General features: G+C 63.7%; 14 protein-coding genes. 4 read left to right on the top strand and 10 right to left on the bottom strand.

The window, feature by feature from the left end; translation table 11 throughout:
* Window positions 1–210: 210 nt before the first annotated feature.
* From thrC to xerD, 4 genes are all read right to left on the bottom strand, one after another.
* Window positions 211–1,620, bottom strand: a complete 1,410-nt coding sequence (gene thrC, locus ACQ4N9_RS12890) for a threonine synthase (RefSeq protein WP_390968256.1) — start codon at window positions 1,618–1,620, stop codon at window positions 211–213.
* A gap of 167 nt (window positions 1,621–1,787) precedes the next feature.
* Complete coding sequence (locus tag ACQ4N9_RS12885) at window positions 1,788–3,092, bottom strand: homoserine dehydrogenase (RefSeq protein WP_125465245.1); 1,305 nt, start codon at window positions 3,090–3,092, stop codon at window positions 1,788–1,790.
* Between the two features lie 82 nt (window positions 3,093–3,174).
* Complete coding sequence (locus ACQ4N9_RS12880; protein ID WP_390968258.1) at window positions 3,175–3,924, bottom strand: DsbC family protein; 750 nt, start codon at window positions 3,922–3,924, stop codon at window positions 3,175–3,177.
* Between the two features lie 155 nt (window positions 3,925–4,079).
* Window positions 4,080–4,976 (bottom strand): site-specific tyrosine recombinase XerD, encoded by an 897-nt coding sequence (xerD, locus tag ACQ4N9_RS12875; protein WP_322360062.1) that lies wholly within the window; start codon window positions 4,974–4,976, stop codon window positions 4,080–4,082.
* Between the two features lie 68 nt (window positions 4,977–5,044).
* On the opposite strand from xerD, the gene ACQ4N9_RS12870 reads away from it, so the two are divergent.
* Window positions 5,045–6,868, top strand: coding sequence for a cation:proton antiporter (locus ACQ4N9_RS12870; protein WP_390968260.1), 1,824 nt, complete (start codon window positions 5,045–5,047; stop codon window positions 6,866–6,868).
* A gap of 203 nt (window positions 6,869–7,071) precedes the next feature.
* Here ACQ4N9_RS12870 and ACQ4N9_RS12865 read toward each other — a convergent pair whose 3' ends face one another.
* From ACQ4N9_RS12865 to ffh, 6 genes are all read right to left on the bottom strand, one after another.
* Window positions 7,072–7,488 (bottom strand): acyl-CoA thioesterase, encoded by a 417-nt coding sequence (locus ACQ4N9_RS12865; protein ID WP_390968262.1) that lies wholly within the window; start codon window positions 7,486–7,488, stop codon window positions 7,072–7,074.
* A gap of 101 nt (window positions 7,489–7,589) precedes the next feature.
* Window positions 7,590–7,940 carry a 50S ribosomal protein L19 gene (rplS, locus tag ACQ4N9_RS12860; RefSeq protein ID WP_023629812.1) on the bottom strand — a complete coding sequence of 117 codons (351 nt, stop codon included), beginning with the start codon at window positions 7,938–7,940 and terminating at the stop codon, window positions 7,590–7,592.
* A gap of 43 nt (window positions 7,941–7,983) precedes the next feature.
* The gene (gene trmD, locus ACQ4N9_RS12855; protein WP_110993301.1) at window positions 7,984–8,736 is read right to left on the bottom strand and encodes a tRNA (guanosine(37)-N1)-methyltransferase TrmD; all 753 of its coding nucleotides are present in this window, start codon (window positions 8,734–8,736) and stop codon (window positions 7,984–7,986) included.
* A 3-nt stretch (window positions 8,737–8,739) separates the two neighbouring features.
* Window positions 8,740–9,276 carry a ribosome maturation factor RimM gene (rimM, locus tag ACQ4N9_RS12850; RefSeq protein ID WP_390968265.1) on the bottom strand — a complete coding sequence of 179 codons (537 nt, stop codon included), beginning with the start codon at window positions 9,274–9,276 and terminating at the stop codon, window positions 8,740–8,742.
* 5 nt (window positions 9,277–9,281) lie between these two features.
* Window positions 9,282–9,533, bottom strand: a complete 252-nt coding sequence (gene rpsP / locus ACQ4N9_RS12845; protein WP_011535318.1) for a 30S ribosomal protein S16 — start codon at window positions 9,531–9,533, stop codon at window positions 9,282–9,284.
* 232 nt (window positions 9,534–9,765) lie between these two features.
* Entirely contained in the window at window positions 9,766–11,142 is a 1,377-nt protein-coding gene (ffh, locus tag ACQ4N9_RS12840; protein WP_125465251.1) for a signal recognition particle protein, read from the bottom strand.
* Between the two features lie 320 nt (window positions 11,143–11,462).
* Between ffh and ACQ4N9_RS12835 the strand changes: the two genes are divergently transcribed.
* From ACQ4N9_RS12835 to ACQ4N9_RS12825, 3 genes are all read left to right on the top strand, one after another.
* Window positions 11,463–12,272 (top strand): cytochrome C assembly family protein, encoded by an 810-nt coding sequence (locus ACQ4N9_RS12835; protein ID WP_390968267.1) that lies wholly within the window; start codon window positions 11,463–11,465, stop codon window positions 12,270–12,272.
* 9 nt (window positions 12,273–12,281) lie between these two features.
* Window positions 12,282–13,466 carry a transporter associated domain-containing protein gene (locus tag ACQ4N9_RS12830; RefSeq protein ID WP_125859958.1) on the top strand — a complete coding sequence of 395 codons (1,185 nt, stop codon included), beginning with the start codon at window positions 12,282–12,284 and terminating at the stop codon, window positions 13,464–13,466.
* A gap of 242 nt (window positions 13,467–13,708) precedes the next feature.
* On the top strand, window positions 13,709–15,013 hold the full coding sequence (locus ACQ4N9_RS12825) for an MFS transporter (protein WP_110993296.1): 1,305 nt from the start codon (window positions 13,709–13,711) through the stop codon (window positions 15,011–15,013).
* Window positions 15,014–15,020: the final 7 nt, after the last annotated feature.

Below are 15,020 nucleotides of genomic sequence, written 5' to 3'. Positions count from 1 at the left end.
GCCCACAAAGCTTTCGGCAAGTTCCTACGCACTCTAAGAATTGCAGATAACACCCAAATAAACCGAGAAGCTTGCCTGGCAACTTTGCTCAGGGCGCCCGGCATGTCACCGAAACACGAATAACTTGAAGCAATGCAACGAAAACAGCCAAGAACCAGCGCCCACAAAAAAGCCCGTCCGAGGACGGGCTTTTTTCAGTTGCAGCCAGGCTTACAGCGGCTTGCCGCGATTCCCATGCTGGCTGACGAAGGTCTGTACGGCCTTCAGGTCGTTGGCCAGCACCGTGCAGCGCTCTTCGCGGCTGAACAGGTCGCTGAGGTGGGCCGGCAGCTCCAGGGCCTTGCCGACGCCAGCCTTCTCGACCGCGTCCGGGAACTTGACCGGGTGCGCGGTACCCAGCACCACCATTGGCGTGTCCAGGCTGCGACGGCATTCGCGGGCGGCCTTGACGCCGATCGCGGTGTGCGGGTCAAGCACCTCACCGGTGCTGGCGAAGACTTCGGCGATGGTCTCGCAGGTCTGCTCGTCGGTCACCGCCAGCGAATCGAACAGCTTGCGCGCTTCGGTCCAGCGGTCCTGGTCGACGCTGAAGCCGCCACCCTGCTTGAAGGTGTCCATCAACTCGGCGATGGCGGCACCGTTGCGGCCGTGCAGGTCGAACAGCAGGCGCTCGAAGTTCGACGAGACCATGATGTCCATCGACGGCGACAGGGTCGCGTGCAGGGTTTCCTTGACGTACTGGTTGCCGCTCATGAAGCGGTGCAGGATGTCGTTGCGGTTGGTCGCGACCACCAGCTGGCTGATCGGCAGGCCCATGTTGCGGGCCAGGTAACCGGCGAAGATGTCGCCGAAGTTGCCGGTCGGCACCGAGAACGCCACCGAACGCGCCGGGCCGCCGAGCTGCAGGGCGGCGTGGAAGTAGTAGACGATCTGGGCCATGATCCGCGCCCAGTTGATCGAGTTGACCGCCACCAGGCGGGTGCCCTTGAGGAACGACTGGTCGGCGAAGCTGGCCTTGACCATCTCCTGGCAGTCGTCGAAGTTGCCCTCGATGGCGATGTTGTGGATGTTGTCGCCGAGGATGGTGGTCATCTGACGGCGCTGCACTTCCGACACACGCTGGTGCGGGTGCAAGATGAAGATATCGACGTTGTCGCAACGGCGGCAGCCTTCGATGGCGGCGGAACCGGTGTCACCGCTAGTGGCGCCAACGATCACCACGCGCTCGCCACGCTTGACCAGCAGGTGGTCGAGCAAACGGCCGAGCAGCTGCAGGGCAAAGTCCTTGAACGCCAGGGTCGGGCCGTGGAACAGCTCCATCACCCACTCGTTGCCGTTGAGCTGGCGCAGCGGCGCGACGGCGGCATGGGCGAAGGCGCCGTAGGTTTCTTCGAGGATCTTCTTGAAGTCGGCGTCGGCGATGCTGCCGGCGACGAACGGGCGCATCACCCGGAACGCCAGCTCGTGGTACGGCAGGCCGGCCCAGGAAGCGATCTCTTCCTGGGTGAAGCGTGGCAGGTTCTCAGGGACGTACAGGCCACCGTCACTGGCCAGGCCGGCGAGCAGCACGTCTTCGAAGTTCAGGGCCGGAGCCTGGCCGCGGGTACTGATATAGCGCATGGGTACAAACCTTTGGTTTGAGCAGCAAGCTTCGAGCTGCAAGCTACAAGTTAAAGCCGATTGGCGTTGCTCTCGTGCTCTGCGTCTCACCTTGCCACGAATGTATTCTATTCAAGCCTCAACACCGCACTGCCTTTACTTGCAGCTTGCAGCTTGAAGCTTGCCGCTTAGTTGAGCTGTTCGACGCGGATGCGCACAACCGGGCCAACCACGTCCTGCAGGGATTCCAGGGCGACGATGGCATCATTGATGCGCTGCTCGACCACGCCGTGGGTAACCAGGATCATCGGTACCAGGCCGTCCTGCTCCTCGGCTTCCTTCTGCATGATCGACTCGATGTTGATGCCGCGCTCCGAGAGGATGCTGGCGACCTGCGCGAGCACACCCGGATGGTCCTTGGCCTGGATGCGCAGGTAGTAGGCGCTTTCGCAGGCTTCGATCGGCAGAATCGGGTGGGCCGACAGCGAGTCCGGCTGGAAGGCCAGGTGCGGCACACGGTTCTCCGGGTCGCTGGTCATGGCGCGGACCACGTCGACCAGGTCGGCGATCACCGACGAGGCGGTTGGCTCCATGCCGGCGCCGGCGCCGTAGTACAGGGTGGAACCGGCAGCATCACCGTTGACCATCACCGCGTTCATCACACCATTGACGTTGGCGATCAGGCGGTCGCTGGGGATCAAGGTCGGGTGGACGCGCAGCTCGATGCCTTCGGCGGTGCGACGGGCCACACCCAGGTGCTTGATGCGGTAGCCCAGGGCTTCGGCGTAGTTCACGTCGGCAGTGGTCAGCTGGGTGATGCCTTCGGTGTAGGCCTTGTCGAACTGCAGCGGGATGCCGAAAGCGATGGACGCCAGGATGGTCAGCTTGTGCGCGGCGTCGATGCCCTCGACGTCGAAGGTCGGGTCGGCCTCGGCATAGCCCAGCGCCTGGGCTTCGGCCAGCACGTCGGGGAAGGCACGGCCTTTTTCGCGCATTTCGGTGAGGATGAAGTTGCCGGTGCCGTTGATGATCCCGGCCAGCCAGTTGATGCGGTTGGCCGACAGGCCTTCACGGATCGCCTTGATCACCGGGATGCCACCGGCGACGGCGGCTTCGAAGGCGACGATGACGCCCTTCTCGCGGGCCTTGGCGAAGATCTCGTTGCCGTGCACGGCAATCAGCGCCTTGTTGGCGGTGACCACGTGCTTGCCGTTTTCGATGGCCTTGAGCACCAGGTCGCGGGCGATGGTATAGCCACCGATCAGCTCGATGACGATATCGATTTCGGGGTTGCTCGCCACGTCGAACACATCAGCGGTAATGGGGGTACCGGTAATCTGGCAGTTCGGGTTGGGCGAGCGCATGGCAATCTGTGCCACTTCAATACCGCGCCCGGCACGGCGGGCAATCTCCTCGGCGTTGCGCTGAAGTACGTTGAAGGTTCCGCCACCGACGGTCCCTAACCCACAGATGCCTACTTTGACCGGTTTCACTGTGAACTCCCCATTGAACGGCCGGCACTTGCGCCGACCGTGAAACATGCCATCACCCCATGACGATGGCGTATTGAATTGATTACTTGCGCTCTGCCAGGGCCAGCTTGGCCACTTGCGGCGCCGGCTGATAGCCCGGAATCACCTGGCCACTCTCTAGAACGATTGCCGGCGTGCCATTTACACCAATTGATTGACCGAGCTGGAACTGCTTGCCGACCGGGTTGGCGCACTTGGCGGCCTTGATCTCTTTACCGTCGACCATCTTGTCCATCGCCGCGCGGCGGTCGCTGGAGCACCACACCGCCTGCAGCTGTTCGTCACCCGGCGAGCCCAGGCCCTGGCGCGGGAAGGCGACGTAGCGCACTTCGATACCGCGGCGGTTGAGCTCCGGCACTTCGGCGTGCAGCTTGTGGCAGTACGGGCAGGTGGTGTCGGTGAACACGGTGATGTGCGACTTGGTCTCGCCCTTGGCCGGATAAACGACCATTTCTGCCGCCGGGATGCCGTTGATCAGCTTGGCGATGCCTTGGCGCTCGGTCTTCTCGGTGAGGTTGACCGGCTTGCCGTCCTGGATCTGGTACAGGTAGCCCTGCATCACGAACTGGCCATCGGCGCTGGCGTACAGCACACGACCGCCCTGCAGCTTCACTTCGTACAGGCCGTTGAGCGGGCTGCTGGCAACGCTTTCGACCGGCACATCCAGGGCCAGGTTCTGCAGCGACTTGCGGATCGCCTGCTCGGCACCGGCCGCAGGTTCAGTGGCGGCAGCGGCGGCAAAGGTGCTGACCAACGCCAGGGCGGCGGCGGCAAAAATACGGGTGACACGCATGGGGGTACTCCTGAAGACGGACGGGGCCGGAGGGGCGTCGCCTACGCTTCAGAGGTGGCGAACGGTCGGCCCGTGCAACAAACCGTCCAAGCCTACCACAACAGGCCCGCGCAGAAAGGCTCCTCAGGCACCGGTAAGCGGAACATGAAGATCATTCATCCACGCGGATGGTGCTGGGCGTGCAACTGCTGCAGCCGCGCCTTGGCCACATGGGTGTAGATCTGCGTGGTGGACAGGTCGCTGTGGCCCAGCAGCATTTGCACAACGCGCAGGTCGGCACCATGGTTGAGCAGGTGCGTGGCGAAAGCGTGGCGCAGGGTATGGGGCGACAGCGGCTTGTCGATACCGGCCACCCGCGCCTGGTGCTTGATACGGTGCCAGAAGGTCTGGCGGGTCATCTGCTCACCGCGCAGGCTGGGGAACAGCACATCGCTGGGGCGACCATTGAGCAGCTCGGCTCGGCCATCGCGCAGGTAGCGTTCGATCCATACGACCGCCTCTTCGCCCATCGGCACCAGGCGCTCCTTGCTGCCCTTGCCCATCACCCGCAGCACACCCTGGCGCAGGTTGACCTGGTCGAGCGTGAGGCTGACCAGCTCGGTCACCCGCAGGCCGCAGGCGTACAGCACTTCGAGCATGGCCCGGTCACGTTGGCCGATAGCTTCGCCCAGGTCCGGCGCCTGCAGCAGCGCCTCGACGTCGGCTTCCGACAGCGACTTTGGCAGCGGGCGCCCCAATTGCGGCATGTCCACCTGCAGGGTCGGGTCGACGGCGATCAGTCGCTCGCGCAGCAGGTAGCGGAAGAAACCCCGCACGCCAGAAAGAAATCGCGCCGTGGAGCGGGGTTTGTAGCCTTGGTCGAAACGCCAGGCGAGATGATCGAGGATCAGCTCGCGACCGGCATCGGGCAGCGCCACCCCGTGCTCCTGCAACCAGCCATTGAACAAGGCCAGGTCACTGCGGTAAGAGGCGCGGGTATTGTCGGAAAGCCCCTTTTCCAGCCACAGGGCATCGAGAAACTGGTCAATCAGGGGGTGGTCGAGGGCGGGCATGAAGACTCGGTGGCAAACGGCGAAATGGCGCTTAGTCTTTCATAACGGCGCACGCATAGGGAGCCCGCATGAGCGAACAGCAGATTCTTCTGAGTTTCGGTGGCATCGGCGCCGCCGCCCTCGCCTGCCAGTGGCTGGCCTGGCGCCTGAAGCTGCCGGCGATCCTGTTCCTGCTGCTGTCCGGCATCCTCGCCGGGCCTGTGCTGGGCTGGCTGCAGCCACAAGCGCTGTTCGGCCCGCTGTTGATGCCGCTGGTGTCGCTGGCCGTGGCCCTGATCCTGTTCGAGGGCAGCCTGACCCTGCATGTCTCGCAATGGCGCGAGATCGGCAGCGTGGTCCACCGCCTGGTCACGGTCGGCGCCCTGAGCACCTGGCTGGTGATCGCCGTGGCCACCCACTGGCTGCTGGGCTTCGACTGGCCGCTGGCGATCCTGTTCGGCACCCTGACGCTGGTCACTGGCCCCACCGTGATCGTGCCCATGCTGCGCGTGGTGCGGCCCAAGGCGACCATCGCCAACATCCTGCGCTGGGAAGGCATCGTCATCGACCCGATCGGCGCGCTGCTGGCGGTGGTGGTGTACAGCTTCATCATCGCCCGCAGCGACGGTGACGGGCTGATCCAGAGCCTGGGCACCTTCGCCGGGGTGATCTTCTGCGGCGGCGCCCTGGGCGCCGCCGGGGGCTGGTTGCTGGGGCAGATCATGCGCGCCCAGTGGCTGCCGGAATACCTGCACAACCTGGCCTCGCTGGCCGCGGTGCTGGGCATCTTCATCGCCGCCAACCAGATCGTCCACGAGTCCGGGCTACTGGCCGTGACGGTGATGGGCATGTGGCTGGCCAACATGCCAGGGGTGGATGTGCGGCAGATCCTGCACTTCAAGGAAAACCTCAGCGTGCTGCTGATCTCCGGCCTGTTCATCCTCCTGGCCGCACGTCTGGACCTGCATGCCATGCTCGGCTTGGGCCCTGCGGTACTCGCCCTGCTGCTGGTGATCCAGTTGCTGGCCCGGCCACTGAACGTGTTCATTTCGACACTGGGCTCCACCTTGAGCTGGCGCGAACGTGCGCTGCTGGCCTGGATCGCCCCGCGCGGCATCGTCGCGGCGGCGGTATCGGCGATCTTCGCCATCCGCCTGCATGAGGCCGGCCACGAGGGGGCGCTGCTGCTGGTGCCACTGACCTTCGCCGTGATCATCGGCACCGTGGTCCTGCAGAGCGCTACCGCCAGGCCTCTGGCGCGCCTGCTCAAGGTCGCCGAGCCCGCCCCCAGCGGCTTTCTCATGGTCGGCGCCAACCCGCCTGCCCGGGCCATTGCCAAGGCCTTGCAGCAACTTGGCTGCCGCGTGCTGCTGACCGATTCGAGCTGGGAGAACATCCGTGCCGCGCGCATGGACAACCTGCCCACCTACTTCGGCAACCCGGCCTCGCAACATGCCGACGCCCACTTGGACCTGGTGGGCCTGGGTCATCTGCTCGGCCTGTCACCGGCCGGGGAAATCAACGCCCTGGCCTGCGCCCGGTTTCGCCACGATTTCGGCCATGGCCGGCTGTTCGTGCTGGCCAGCGGCCTGGAGAAACAGCGCAGCGACAAGCACCGGGCCAGCGAGGAGCACCGTGGCCAGCCACTGGGCTCCAGCGCGCTGACCTACAACCAGCTGGCCACGCTGCTGAATCAGGGGGCAGAGCTGTACAGCACGACCCTGACCGAGGCGTTCAACTGGGATGCCTACCGGCAATTGCACGGTGAGCGTGCGACGTTGATGTTCGCCCGTGACAACCACGGCTGGGTGCATGTGGCCACCCCGGAACACCCGCTGCAGCCGCAACCGGGCTGGACGCTGGTGGCGCTGATAGAGCCTGAAAATAAAGCACAGGCTGAAGGGGCAGCGTAATTCGTGTGGGAGCGGGTTTACCCGCGAAGCAGGCGGCGCGGTGGATGGCACCGGCTCTGCCGGTGTTCGCGGGTAAACCCGCTCCCACATGGACCGCGCTAACCTCGAGGCAAGCATCGTACCTGTGGGAGCTGGCTTGCCAGCGATGAGGCCAGCACTGACAACATAAGACAGTTGCTCCCACAGTGGCCGTGCAAGTCCGTTTAGTGGGAGCCGGCCTGCGGCAGCACCGGCACCGGGCGCTTGTCCTCGTCGATGGCGACGAAGCTGAACACCCCATGGATCGCGCGTTCGCGGCCATCGAGGTACATGTTCTCGACGAACACATCCACCTGCACTTGCAGGCTGGTGTTGCCGACCTTGATCACGCTACCCACCAGCTCGACGATCGAGCCCGCCGGGATCGGGTGCTTGAAGTCGATGCGGTCGGTGGACACGGTCACCAGCGGCAGGCGGCAAAAACGCGTGGCGGCGATGAACGACACTTCGTCCATCCACGCCAGGGCCGTACCGCCGAACAGGGTGTTGTGGTGGTTGGTGGTGTTGGGGAACACCGCCTTGGTCACACGGGTCACCGACAGTTCGGTACGGCGCTGGATTTCCTGGTCTCGAGTTGTCATGTTCGGGTCACATCGCTAAGGCAAGGTACAGAAAGCAAAAAAGCAGCCCGAAGGCTGCTTTTTCTCTCGCAAGATGGCCGAGGCCACCGGTCAAACTGCACTCAGGACAGTTTTTCCTTGATGCGAGCGGCTTTGCCGGACAGGTCGCGCAGGTAGTACAGCTTGGCTTTACGCACGTCACCACGACGTTTCACGGCCAGGCTGTCGATCTGTGGGCTGTAGGTCTGGAAGGTACGCTCTACGCCAACGCCGCTGGAGATCTTGCGCACGGTGAAGGCGCTGTTCAGACCGCGGTTACGCTTGGCGATAACGACGCCTTCGAACGCCTGCAGACGCGAGCGGTCGCCTTCCTTCACTTTAACCTGGACGACAATGGTGTCGCCTGGTGCGAAGGTCGGGATCTCTTTGCTCATCTGCTCGGCTTCGAGCTGCTGGATGATCTTGTTGGTCATGCTGTGCTCCTAAGATGGATAACGCGATCCACCATCGATACGTTTAACTATCGTCCCGCTCGCGGAGATATTCCTCGAGCAGCTTCTTCTCTTCTCCAGAAAGCGAGCGACTTTCCAGAAGATCGGCGCGTCGTTCGAAGGTCCTACCAAGGGACTGCTTCATCCGCCAACGCCGGATATGTGCATGGTTGCCACTAAGCAACACGTCGGGTACACGCTGATCCGCATACACCTCAGGTCGGGTGTAGTGCGGGCAATCCAGCAGACCGTCGGTGAAAGAATCTTCCTCCGCCGAGTCCACATGCCCTAAAGCTCCGGGCAGCAGCCGCGTAACCGCATCGATCAGTACCATGGCCGGCAGCTCGCCACCGGAAAGCACATAGTCGCCAATCGACCACTCCTCATCGACATGAGCCTCGATAAAGCGCTCGTCGATGCCTTCATAACGACCGGCGATCAGGATCAAAGATTCCTGTTCGGCCAGGCCTTTGACCGCTTGCTGAGTCAGCTTGCGGCCTTGCGGCGAAAGGTAGATCACCTTTGCCGTTGCTCCGGCGACTTGCCTGGCGTTGACCAGTGCGTCTTCCAGAGGCTTGATTTTCATCACCATGCCCGGACCACCGCCAAACGGCCGATCATCCACGGTGTGGTGGCGATCAGTGGTGTAGTCCCGCGGGTTCCAGCAGGTCACTTGCAGCAACCCCTGTTTCACCGCACGGCTGGTAATGCCGTACTCAGTGATGGCCGAGAACATCTCGGGGAACAACGTGATGACGTCTACGCGAAGGTTACCCATCGTTTAGAAGTCCGCGTCCCATTCGACTCGCATCACACCAGCTTCAAGGTCGATTGCCAGCACGCATTGCTCCGTATAGGGCAACAGTCGCTCGCGATCATCCAGGCTGCCTGTGCAAGGCTTGACCACCATTACATCGTTCGCGCCGGTCTCCAACAGGTGATCGATCCTGCCGAACAGCTGTTCGTCCTGATTGATGACCTTCAGGCCTTCCAACTGGTACCAGTAGTACTCGTCGGCTGCCAGGTTGGGCAAAAGGCTCCGCGCAATGCAGATTTCGTAACCGCTCAGAAGCCGGGCTTCATCACGATCATCGAGGCCTTTCAATTTCACGACCAGGCCCTTTTGGGAGCCACGACCGCTGACCAGCTCGACCTGCTTTACCTTGCCTTCGTGCTTGAGCGTCCAGCGCGGATAATCCAACAGGTTTTCAATCGGATCGGTAAAGGAGTACACCTTCACCTCGCCGCGAACGCCGTGAACCGAAAAAATCTTGCCAACGACGATGAGGTCGTCAGCCTTTTCTGGCGTCGCGTTCATACTGCTCAGGCTGCAGCCTTGGCAGCTTCCTTCAGCAGCTGAGCAACACGCTCAGACGGCTGTGCGCCCTGGCTCAGCCAGTAGGTGACGCGCTCTTGGTTGACCGACAGCTTGACTTCGGCGCCCGATGCGATCGGGTTGAAGAAGCCAACGCGCTCAACGAAACGGCCGTCACGGGCGTTACGCGAGTTGGTCACGGTCAGGTGGTAGAAAGGGCGCTTTTTCGAGCCGCCACGGGCAAGACGGATGGTTACCATGTGAACATCGTTCCTATAGTCGGTGCTGCAAAACTGAATGCCCAATGGGCACACGGGTGCCCAAAAGGCCGCATATTCTCGGGGAATACACGGACATTTGCAAATGCCTTTTTCGGCGAGCGATTGACCCACCGTTCAGATCTGCCGGTTAAGCCGCTGTTTTGCGGCACTATTCCCGCCGAAGCGGGGGTTGGGTGGCCACCTTCTTATGAAGGCAGCCACCCAGATTCGATTACATCTTGGGCATGCCGCCGCCCGGCAGCATGCCGCCAAGACCGCGCATCATCTTGGCCATGCCGCCCTTGGCGGAGAATTTCTTCATCATCTTCTGCATCTGCTTGTGCTGCTTGATCAGCCGGCCGATGTCCTGCACCTGGGTACCGGAACCCAGGGCGATGCGGCGCTTGCGCGAACCGCTGATCAGGTCAGGGTCGCGACGCTCGGCCGGGGTCATGGAGTTGATGATCGCCTCCATCTGCTTGAACTGCTTCTCGGCCGCGCCCTGGGCGTTGCCCATCTGCGACAGGTTGACGCCACCCATGTTCGGCAGTTTGTCCATCAGCCCGCCGAGGCCGCCCATGTTCTTCATCTGCTGCAGCTGATCACGGAAGTCTTCGAGGTCGAAGCCCTTGCCCTTCTTCAGCTTCTTGGCCAGCTTGTCGGCCTTGGCCTTGTCGATGGTCTGCTCGGCCTGCTCGATCAGGCTGAGCACATCACCCATGCCGAGGATGCGCGAGGCGATCCGGTCGGGGTGGAACGGCTCGAGGGCTTCGGTCTTCTCGCCCATACCGATGAACTTGATCGGCTTGCCGGTGATGGCGCGCACCGACAGTGCGGCACCGCCACGGGCATCACCGTCGACCTTGGTCAGGATCACACCGGTCAGCGGCAGTGCGTCGCCGAAGGCCTTGGCGGTATTGGCGGCATCCTGGCCGGTCATGGCATCGACCACGAACAGCGTTTCGATCGGCTTGACCGCCGCGTGCAGCGCCTTGATCTCGTCCATCATGTCGGCGTCGACGTGCAGGCGGCCGGCGGTGTCGACGATCACCACATCGATGAACTTGAGCTTGGCTTCACGGATCGCCGCTTGCGCGATGTCCACCGGCTTCTGGCTGATGTCGGACGGGAAGAAGGTCACGCCGATGTCGTTGGCCAGGGTTTCCAGCTGCTTGATCGCCGCCGGGCGATAAACGTCGGCGGACACCACCATCACGCTTTTCTTCTTGCGCTCTTTCAGGTGGCGCGCCAGCTTGCCGGCGGTGGTGGTCTTACCGGCACCCTGCAGGCCAGCCATCAGTACGACGGCGGGCGGTGCGGCATTGAGCGTCAGCTCTTCGTTGGCCGCGCCCATCAGGCGCTCCAGCTCGGCCTGGACGATCTTGACGAAGGCCTGGCCCGGGGTGAGGCTGCGCGACACTTCGGTGCCGACCGCGCGCTCCTTGATGCTGTTGACGAAATCCTTGACCACCGGCAGGGCAACGTCGGCCTCGAGCAGGGCCATGCGCACTTCGCGCAGCGTGTCCTTGATGTTGTCTTCGGTCAGCTTGGCCTTGCCGGTGACATGGCGCAGCGTCTGTGACAGGCGGTCGGTCAGGTTTTCGAACATGGTGATCCTTTCAGGCCCAGTGAAGCCAAGGTTTTTCAGGCGCCCAGGTGGAAATGCACACGCGCTGGGCACAACAAGGCGGCGATTATAGCGAAGAGCGGCGCTGGCGCACACCTCGGTGCAGAGGCGCTGGATATTCGGTGGCCTGGATGTCGCCTTCGCGGGTAAATCGCAGCGGCGAACCGCCACTCCCACAGGTTCAGCGCAACCCTTGTGGGAGCGGGTTTACCCGCGAAATGGCCGGCGCAGTGCAGCAGTCTTCCTTGCCCACCGCGTTCTATGCCAAACTCCGTCCCTTTAAGGCTTGCCTGCCAGGACTTATGCTCTCTTCACCCAGCCTCATCCCCAACCTGATCGCCGCCTTCCTTTATGTGGCCGCGACCGTCTACCAGGCTACCGGCCTGGCCCGTGGCGCCCGCGCCGACAAGCGGCTGCTCGGCCTGCTCGGCGCACTGGCGGTGCTCGCCCAGGGCGGCGCGCTGTTCTTCCAGCTGATCACCCCGCTGGGCCTGAGCCTGGATTTCTTCAGCGCCGCCAGCCTGATCGCCGTGGCGGTGATCGGCCTGACGCTGATCGCCTGCCTGAGCATTCCAGTGGAAAACCTGCTGGTGCTGCTGTTCCCGCTGGGTGCGGTAACAGCGTTGCTGGCGCAATTCGCCCCGCCCGGCACGGTGCCGCTGATCAATGAAGAGCCGGGCATCCTCGCGCACATTCTGCTGTCGATCCTCGCCTATGGCCTGTTCACCATCGCCGTGTTCCAGGCCCTGCTGCTGTTGCTGCAGGACCACCAGCTCAAGCACAAGCACCCGTCCGGGCTGATCCGCAACTTCCCGCCGCTGCAGACCATGGAAAGCCTGCTGTTCGGCTTCCTCTGGGCCGGTTGGGGGCTGCTGTCGCTGTCGCTGATCTCCGGCTGGCTGTTCCTCGACAACCTGTTTGCCCAGCACCTGGTGCACAAGACCCTGCTGGCCTGCGTGGCGTGGATCGTGTTCAGTGTGTTGCTGTGGGGCCGCACCCGCCTGGGCTGGCGTGGCCACAAGGCGATCCGCTGGACCCTCGCCGGTTTCTGCCTGCTGATGCTGGCCTATTTCGGCAGCAAGCTGGTCCGCGAATTCATCTTGCATATCTGACGGCCGCCCATGGATACCCTGCCGTACGCCCCGCTGCTCGGCACACTGGTACTGGCCCTGCTGTGGTCAGCGCTGTTCACCGCCGTGGACTGCGCTCGCCAGCAACAGAACGGCCACGCCGACCCGACCCTGCCCGCCCAGGCCCTGGTGCTCTGCGCCAGCCTCGGCAAGCTGCTGGTGCTGGGCCTGGCCTGCCTGATCGGCCAGCGCTACAGCGGCGAACACGGTTTCTGGCTGGCCGGGCTGGCCGCCACCGCAGCCTTGCTGGTGCTCGCCGAGTACCTGCCGCGACGCCTGGCCCGACGCAATCCGCAAGCATTCATCAGCCTGGGCGCCAGCCTGCTCAAGGTCCCGCTGGCCGCACTGCAACCCTTGGCCTGCCTGCTCGATGGCTGCGCCCGGTTGATCCTGCGCCCGTTCCGCGTGCAGCCCATGGCGGTGGCGCTGCACCCGCAGGAAGACGACTTCGATGACGACGAGCAGCATGACCCGTCCCACAATGGCTTGCTGGCGGGCTTGCAGGCCCTGGACAAGATCACCGTCAACGACATCCTGGTACCGCGCAACGAAGTCGACGGCATCAACCTCGACGACCCCATCGAGCGTATCGTCGAGCAACTGATCGTCAGCCGCCACACCCGCCTGCCGGTCTATCACAACGACATCAACCAGGTGGAAGCGGTACTCAACACCAAACTGATCAGCCACCTGCTGCCGCGCGCCGAACTCACCTTCGAAAAGCTCCAGGCCGCCTGCTACGAGCCCTACTTCGTCCCCGAAAGCACGCCTCTGCAGATGCAGTTGCTGAACTTCCACAAGCAACAGCGGCGCATGGGCGTGGTGGTGGACGAATACGGCGAAGTGCTGGGCATCGTCACCCTCGAAGACATCCTCGAAGAGATCGTCGGCGAATTCGAAGACGAACACAGCCTCGACAACCCGCACGTGCACCCGCAGAGCGATGGCCGCTTCATCATCGAGGGCACCGCCTCGCTGCGTGAGATCAACCGCACCCTCGGCTGGCACCTGCCCTGTGATGGCGGGCCGAAAACCCTCAACGGCCTGGTCACCGAGGCGCTGGAAAGCATCCCGGCAACGGCGGTATGCCTGAAGATCGGCCGTTATCGCCTGGAAATCCTCGAAACCGAGGACAATTGCGCCAGCAAGGTGCTGGTCTGGACCCTGACCCGATAGTTATACTCGGCCAACGCTTACCCAGCCCTGCCGTCCCGCCTGCTACCCGCACCCGGCGCCCCACGGCCAGTCCGCATCACTGACACGCCCCACGGCCCTGCGTCACCACCCCGAACAGCGCCCGACCCTCCCTACCCCCTGGGCTATCGTCAGTCACGCGACTCATAACAATACGCTCCGGCTCCCGTGTGCCTGCCACATGGGCCGTGCCCCATGGAGCATCGACTGTCAGGGACCTACGCATGACTACCAGCAGCACCTACGCCGAACCTGCCTCGGCGGCCCCGGTCAACTCGCCAGCGCGGGTGGCCACCGCCAGCTTCATCGGCACTGCCATCGAGTTCTACGATTTCTACGTCTACGCCACCGCCGCCGCCCTGGTGATCGGGCCGGTGTTCTTCCCGTCCGGGTCGGGCACCGCGCAGATGCTCGCGGCCTTCCTTACCTTCGGCATCGCGTTCCTCGCCCGGCCACTGGGCTCGGCGCTGTTCGGTCACTTCGGCGACCGTATCGGGCGCAAGTCGACCCTGGTCGCTTCGCTGCTGCTGATGGGGGTTTCGACCACGCTGATTGGCGTGCTGCCGGGTTATGACAGCATCGGCGTATGGGCGCCGGTCCTGCTCTGCATCCTGCGCTTCGGCCAAGGTCTGGGCCTTGGCGGTGAATGGGGTGGCGCGGCGCTGCTGGCCACCGAGAACGCCCCCGAAGGCAAGCGCGCCTGGTTCGGCATGTTCCCGCAACTGGGCCCCTCGATCGGCTTTTTGGCCGCCAACGGCCTGTTCCTCACCCTGGCCCTGGTGCTCAGCGACGAGCAGTTCCGCGACTGGGGCTGGCGCATTCCGTTCCTGCTCAGCGCCGCGCTGGTGCTGGTCGGCCTGTACGTGCGCCTGAAACTCGAGGAAAGCCCGGTATTCGCCAAGGCCGTGGCGCGCCAGGAGCGGGTCAAGATGCCGGTGGTCGAGCTGTTCGCCCAGTACTGGCTGCCGACCCTGCTGGGCGCAGCGGCGATGGTGGTGTGCTACGCGCTGTTCTACATCTCCACGGTGTTCTCGCTGAGCTACGGCGTGTCGACGCTGGGCTACAGCCGCGAGACCTTCCTCGGCCTGCTGTGCTTCGCCGTGGTGTTCATGGCCCTGGCCACGCCACTGTCGGCCTGGCTCAGCGACCGCTACGGGCGCAAGCCGGTATTGATCGTGGGTGCGCTGCTGGCCATCGCCTCGGGCTTCGCCATGGAGCCGCTGCTCACCTCGGGCTCGACCACGGGCGTGGCACTGTTCCTGAGCATCGAGCTGTTCCTGATGGGGGTGACCTTCGCGCCGATGGGCGCCTTGCTGCCAGAGCTGTTCCCGACCCACGTGCGCTACACCGGCGCCTCGGCGGCCTACAACCTGGGCGGCATCGTCGGCGCCTCGGCGGCACCGTTCTTTGCCCAGAAGCTGGTGAGCATGGGGGGCTTGAGCTGGGTGGGTGGGTATGTGTCGGCGGCGGCGGTGATCAGCCTGATTGCCGTGTTGTGCCTGAAAGAAACCCGCAATACCGAGCTTTGAACCGCTG

This window comes from Pseudomonas sp. ES1, from assembly GCF_050586605.1.
GTDB classification, from domain to species: domain Bacteria; phylum Pseudomonadota; class Gammaproteobacteria; order Pseudomonadales; family Pseudomonadaceae; genus Aquipseudomonas; species Aquipseudomonas sichuanensis.
Note: the sequence above shows the minus strand (reverse complement) of the source record. Positions and strands in the feature narration are given on the sequence as shown.

Excerpts from the sequence above, each read along its gene's own strand:
- thrC (WP_390968256.1), bottom strand. The coding sequence starts at position 1,620 with ATGCGCTATATCAGTACCCGCGGCCAGGCTCCGGCCCTGAACTTCGAA.
- ACQ4N9_RS12880 (WP_390968258.1), bottom strand. The coding sequence starts at position 3,924 with ATGCGTGTCACCCGTATTTTTGCCGCCGCCGCCCTGGCGTTGGTCAGC.
- xerD (WP_322360062.1), bottom strand. The coding sequence starts at position 4,976 with ATGCCCGCCCTCGACCACCCCCTGATTGACCAGTTTCTCGATGCCCTG.
- ACQ4N9_RS12870 (WP_390968260.1), top strand. The coding sequence starts at position 5,045 with ATGAGCGAACAGCAGATTCTTCTGAGTTTCGGTGGCATCGGCGCCGCC.
- ACQ4N9_RS12865 (WP_390968262.1), bottom strand. The coding sequence starts at position 7,488 with ATGACAACTCGAGACCAGGAAATCCAGCGCCGTACCGAACTGTCGGTG.
- rplS (WP_023629812.1), bottom strand. The coding sequence starts at position 7,940 with ATGACCAACAAGATCATCCAGCAGCTCGAAGCCGAGCAGATGAGCAAA.
- trmD (WP_110993301.1), bottom strand. The coding sequence starts at position 8,736 with ATGGGTAACCTTCGCGTAGACGTCATCACGTTGTTCCCCGAGATGTTC.
- rimM (WP_390968265.1), bottom strand. The coding sequence starts at position 9,276 with ATGAACGCGACGCCAGAAAAGGCTGACGACCTCATCGTCGTTGGCAAG.
- rpsP (WP_011535318.1), bottom strand. The coding sequence starts at position 9,533 with ATGGTAACCATCCGTCTTGCCCGTGGCGGCTCGAAAAAGCGCCCTTTC.
- ffh (WP_125465251.1), bottom strand. The coding sequence starts at position 11,142 with ATGTTCGAAAACCTGACCGACCGCCTGTCACAGACGCTGCGCCATGTC.
- ACQ4N9_RS12835 (WP_390968267.1), top strand. The coding sequence starts at position 11,463 with ATGCTCTCTTCACCCAGCCTCATCCCCAACCTGATCGCCGCCTTCCTT.
- ACQ4N9_RS12830 (WP_125859958.1), top strand. The coding sequence starts at position 12,282 with ATGGATACCCTGCCGTACGCCCCGCTGCTCGGCACACTGGTACTGGCC.
- ACQ4N9_RS12825 (WP_110993296.1), top strand. The coding sequence starts at position 13,709 with ATGACTACCAGCAGCACCTACGCCGAACCTGCCTCGGCGGCCCCGGTC.